This is a genomic window from Nonomuraea sp. NPDC002799, from assembly GCF_053592075.1.
In genome coordinates this window covers 1-4,105 of sequence record NZ_JBSFVA010000109.1, presented here as the reverse complement: position 1 = coordinate 4,105, position 4,105 = coordinate 1, and the positions used below count along the sequence as shown (strand labels likewise).

Annotated in this window: 2 protein-coding genes; both read left to right on the top strand. The window is 74.4% G+C overall.

What is annotated here, in order from left to right; genetic code table 11:
• Positions 1-3,809, top strand: a 3,809-nt coding sequence (locus ACWD0F_RS51750) for an amino acid adenylation domain-containing protein (protein ID WP_449890477.1), incomplete at its 5' end; no start/stop codon positions are given.
• A 7-nt stretch (positions 3,810-3,816) separates the two neighbouring features.
• The coding region (locus ACWD0F_RS51745) for an AMP-binding protein (RefSeq protein WP_449890475.1) at positions 3,817-4,105 on the top strand (289 nt) is incomplete at its 3' end.

Genomic DNA, 4,105 nt, shown 5'->3' with positions numbered 1-4,105 from the left:
CGCTCGCGATCGCCGTCGCCCGCTGGCGCCGCCGGCGCGGCGTGACGGAGTCCTCGCTGCTGGTCCGGCTGGAAGGCCACGGCCGCGAGGAGACCATCGTCCCCGGCGCCGACCTGTCCCGCACGATGGGCTGGTTCACCAGCATGTTCCCCGTCCGGCTCGACGTCGCCGACAACGACCTCGACGACGCCGTCGCGGGCGGCGCGTCCGCCGGCCGCGTGGTCAAGCTGGTCAAGGAGCAACTCCGCGCCATCCCGGACAAAGGCATCGGGTACGGCCTGCTGCGCCACCTCAACCCCGACACCGCCGCAGAGCTCGCCGCCCACCCCGAGCCGCAGATCGGCTTCAACTACCTCGGCCGCGTCTCGATCACCGACATGCCCGAGAGCCTGCGCGGCCTCGGCTGGCTGCCCGTCGCCGACACCGCCGACCTCCTCCCGTCCCCGGACGCCGGCATGCCGGTGCTGTCCGCGCTGGAGATCAACGCCCTGGCCACCGAGGCGGGCCTGGAGGCGGGCTTCGCCTTCCCTGCCGGGATCCTGCCGGCCGGCGAGGTGCGCGAGCTGGCCGACCTGTGGATCGCCGCCCTGCGCGGCCTGGCCGCGCACGCCGCGGAACCGGGCGCGGGCGGCCTGACGCCGTCGGACGTGCCGCTGGTCAAGGCCGCCCAGAGCGACATCGAGGAGTGGGAGTCCCGCTTCGGGCCGCTGTCCGACGTCTGGCCGGTCACGCCGGTGCAGGCCGGCCTGCTGTTCCAGGCCGTGATGGCGGGCGCCGCCTTCGACGCGTACCACATGCAGCTCGTCTTCCACGTCGCCGGACAGGTCGATCCGGCGCGGATCCGCGCCGCCGGGCAGGCGCTGCTCGCCCGCCACTCCATCCTGCGGGCGGTGTTCGCCTCGAACGCGGCCGGCGACCAGGTGCAGATCGTGCCGGAGCACGTCGAGCTGCCCTGGCGGCACCTCGACCTCAGCGGCCTGGACGAGGCCGCCGCCGAGGCGGAGTTCGCCCGGTTCGAGGCGGCCGACCGCGCCGACCACTTCGATCCGGCCGTCCCGCCGCTCATCCGGCTGGCCCTGGTCACCTTCGGCCCCGACCGGGCCGAGCTGGTGCTCACCGCCCACCACGTCCTGTTCGACGGCTGGTCGCTGCCGCTGCTGCTGCACGACCTGCTGCGTCACTACGCCGGCGACCACGCCCTGCCCCAGACGCGCTCCTACCGCGACTTCCTCGCCTGGATGGCCCGGCAGGACCGCGCCGAGTCGGCCGCCGCCTGGGCCGCCGAGCTGGCCGGCCTGGACGGCCCGACGTTGCTGGCCCCCCGGGACGCCGGCGACGCCGCCGCCACCGGGCTCGGCCGGGTCGAGGTGGGACTGTCCATCGACGAGGGCCGGGCGCTGGCGCAGCGCGCCGCCGAGCTGGGCATCACCCTCAACACGCTGCTCCAGGGCGCGTGGGCGATCCTGCTCGCCGCGCTGACCGGCCGCGGCGACGTCGTCTTCGGCGCCACGGTCGCCGGCCGTCCCGCGACCCTGCCGGGCGCGGACGAGATGGTCGGGCTGTTCATCAACACCCTTCCCGTACGGGTGCCGCTCGCCCCGGGAGACCGGGTCGCCGACGTCCTGACCAGGCTGCAGAAGCGCCAGGGCGCGCTGCTCGACCATCACCACCACGCGCTGTCGGACATCCAGCGGGCCGCCGGCCTGCCCACGCTGTTCGACACCATCCTCGTGTTCGAGTCCTACCCGGTCGACCGGCAGAGCATCGACGAGGCCAACGGCAGCGCCGGCCTCAACATCACCGGCGTGCGCCCCTACGCGGGCAGCCACTACCCGGTGACCGTGGGCGCCGCCGCCGACCCCTACCTCCGCATCACCCTCGACTACCAGGCCGCCTCCTTCGACCGGCAGGCGGTGCAGGGCTTCGCCGAGCGGTACGGGCGGGTGTTGCGGCAGCTCGCCGCGGATCCGTCGGTGCGGGTCGGCGGCGTGGACGTGCTGGCGGCCGGCGAACGCGAGTGGCTGCTCTCGTCGCTGAACGAGTCCGCCATGCCGGTCCCCGAGGTGTCGGTACCCGAGCTGTTCGAGCGCCGGGTGGCGGCCTGCCCGGACGCGCCGGCCGTGCTCTGCGACGGCTGGGAGTGGACGTACCGCGAGCTGGACCGGCGGGCCGCGCGCCTGGCGGCCGCGCTCGCCGAACGCGGCGTCGGCCCCGAGTCCCTGGTCGCGGTCGCGGTGCCACGCTCGGTGGACCTGGTCGTCGCGCTGCTCGGCGTCTGGAAGGCCGGCGCCGCGTACGTGCCGGTGGACCCCGCCTATCCCTCCGCGCGGGTCGCGGCCATCCTCGCCGACGCCGCTCCCGCGCTGATGCTGACCGAGCGGGCCGCCGCCGCGGACCTGCCGGAGGCCGGCGTGCCGCGCCTGCACCTGGACGAGCTGAACCTCACCTCCGGCGACGGCGCCGGCGTGCGGGCGCGGCCCGACGGGCTGGCCTACGTCATGTACACCTCCGGCTCCACCGGCACGCCGAAGGGCGTCGGCATCACGCACAGGGGCGTCGTCAACGGCGTCCTGCGGATGACCGAGCTGGTCGGGATCCGCAGCGGGACACGGGTGCTGGCCGGAACGTCGATCAACTTCGACGTGTCGGTGTTCGAGCTGTTCACCACGCTGCTCGCGGGCGGCTGCGTCGAGCTGGTCCGCGACGTGCTGGTCGTCGGCGAGCGCGGCGGCTGGTCCGGCGGCGTGCTCTCCGGCGTGCCGTCGGTGCTGGCCGCCCTGGTCGACGAGGTCGGCCCCAGACTGAGGACCGAGTCGATGGTGCTGGCCGGCGAGGGGCTGCCGTCGGCCCTGGTGGACCGGGTACGCGCGGCGCTGCCCGGCGTCCGCCTGGTCAACGGCTACGGGCAGACCGAGAGCTTCTACGCGTCGGCGTTCGTGATCCCGCCGGACTGGGCGGGCACGAACGGCGTCCCGATCGGCCGCCCCCTGGGCAACATGCGCGCCTACGTGCTCGGCCCGGCCCTGACGCCGGTCCCGCCAGGTGTGGCCGGCGAGTTGTACGTCGGCGGCCTCGTCGCGCGCGGCTACCACGGCCGTCCCGACCTGACCGCCGCCCGCTTCGTGGCCGACCCCTACGGCCGGCCCGGCGAGCGCATGTACCGCACCGGCGACGTCGCCCGCTGGAACGGCGACGGCCGGCTCGAGTACGTCGGCCGCGCCGACGAGCAGGTCAAGGTACGCGGTTTCCGCATCGAGCCGGGCGAGATCGAGTCCGTCATCACCGGGCAGCCCGGCATCGCCCAGGCGGTGGTGATCGTCCGCGAGGACAACCCGGGCGACCGCCGCCTCGTCGCCTACGTCGTCACCTCCGAGGAGGCGGACGCCGCCGCGCTGCCCGGCCTGCTGAAACGGCGGCTGCCGGAGTACATGGTGCCCACCGTCGTCGTGCCCGTCACCGAGATACCGAGGACGCCCAACGGCAAGATCGACCGGTCGGCGCTGCCCGCACCCGACTACACCCCCGTCTCCACCGGCCGCGAGCCGCGCAGCCCGCGGGAGGAGCTGCTCTGCGGCCTGTTCTCCGAGGTCCTCGGGCTGGGCCGGATCGGCATCGACGACGACTTCTTCTCCTTGGGCGGTCATTCCCTGCTGGTCACCCGCCTCATCGGCCGCATCCGCAGCGCGCTGGGCGTGGACCTGTCCATCAGAGAGGTGTTCAGCCATCCGACCGTCGCCGAGCTGGCCGCCCAGGCGGAGAACCAGGCTGTCTCCAGCCGGCCGCGCCTACGCAAGATGTCCAAGGGGTGAGGCTGACGTGATCCCTCTGACGTTCGCGCAGCGCCCGTCGTGGGCCATCCATCGCCTGGAGGCTCCGGGGGAGTGGTCGCCGGTGAACCGTACGACCGCCGGCACGCTCGTGGAGGCGTTCGAGGCGCGGGTGGCCGCCGATCCGGGGCGGACCGCGCTGATCTTCGAGGGCCGTGCGTGGACCTATGGCGAGCTGAACGGGTGGTCGAACCGGATCGCGCACTGGCTGCGTGAGCGGGGCGCGGGCCCTGAGCGGCTGGTCGCGGTGCGGATGGCGCGCTCGGCGGACATGGTGG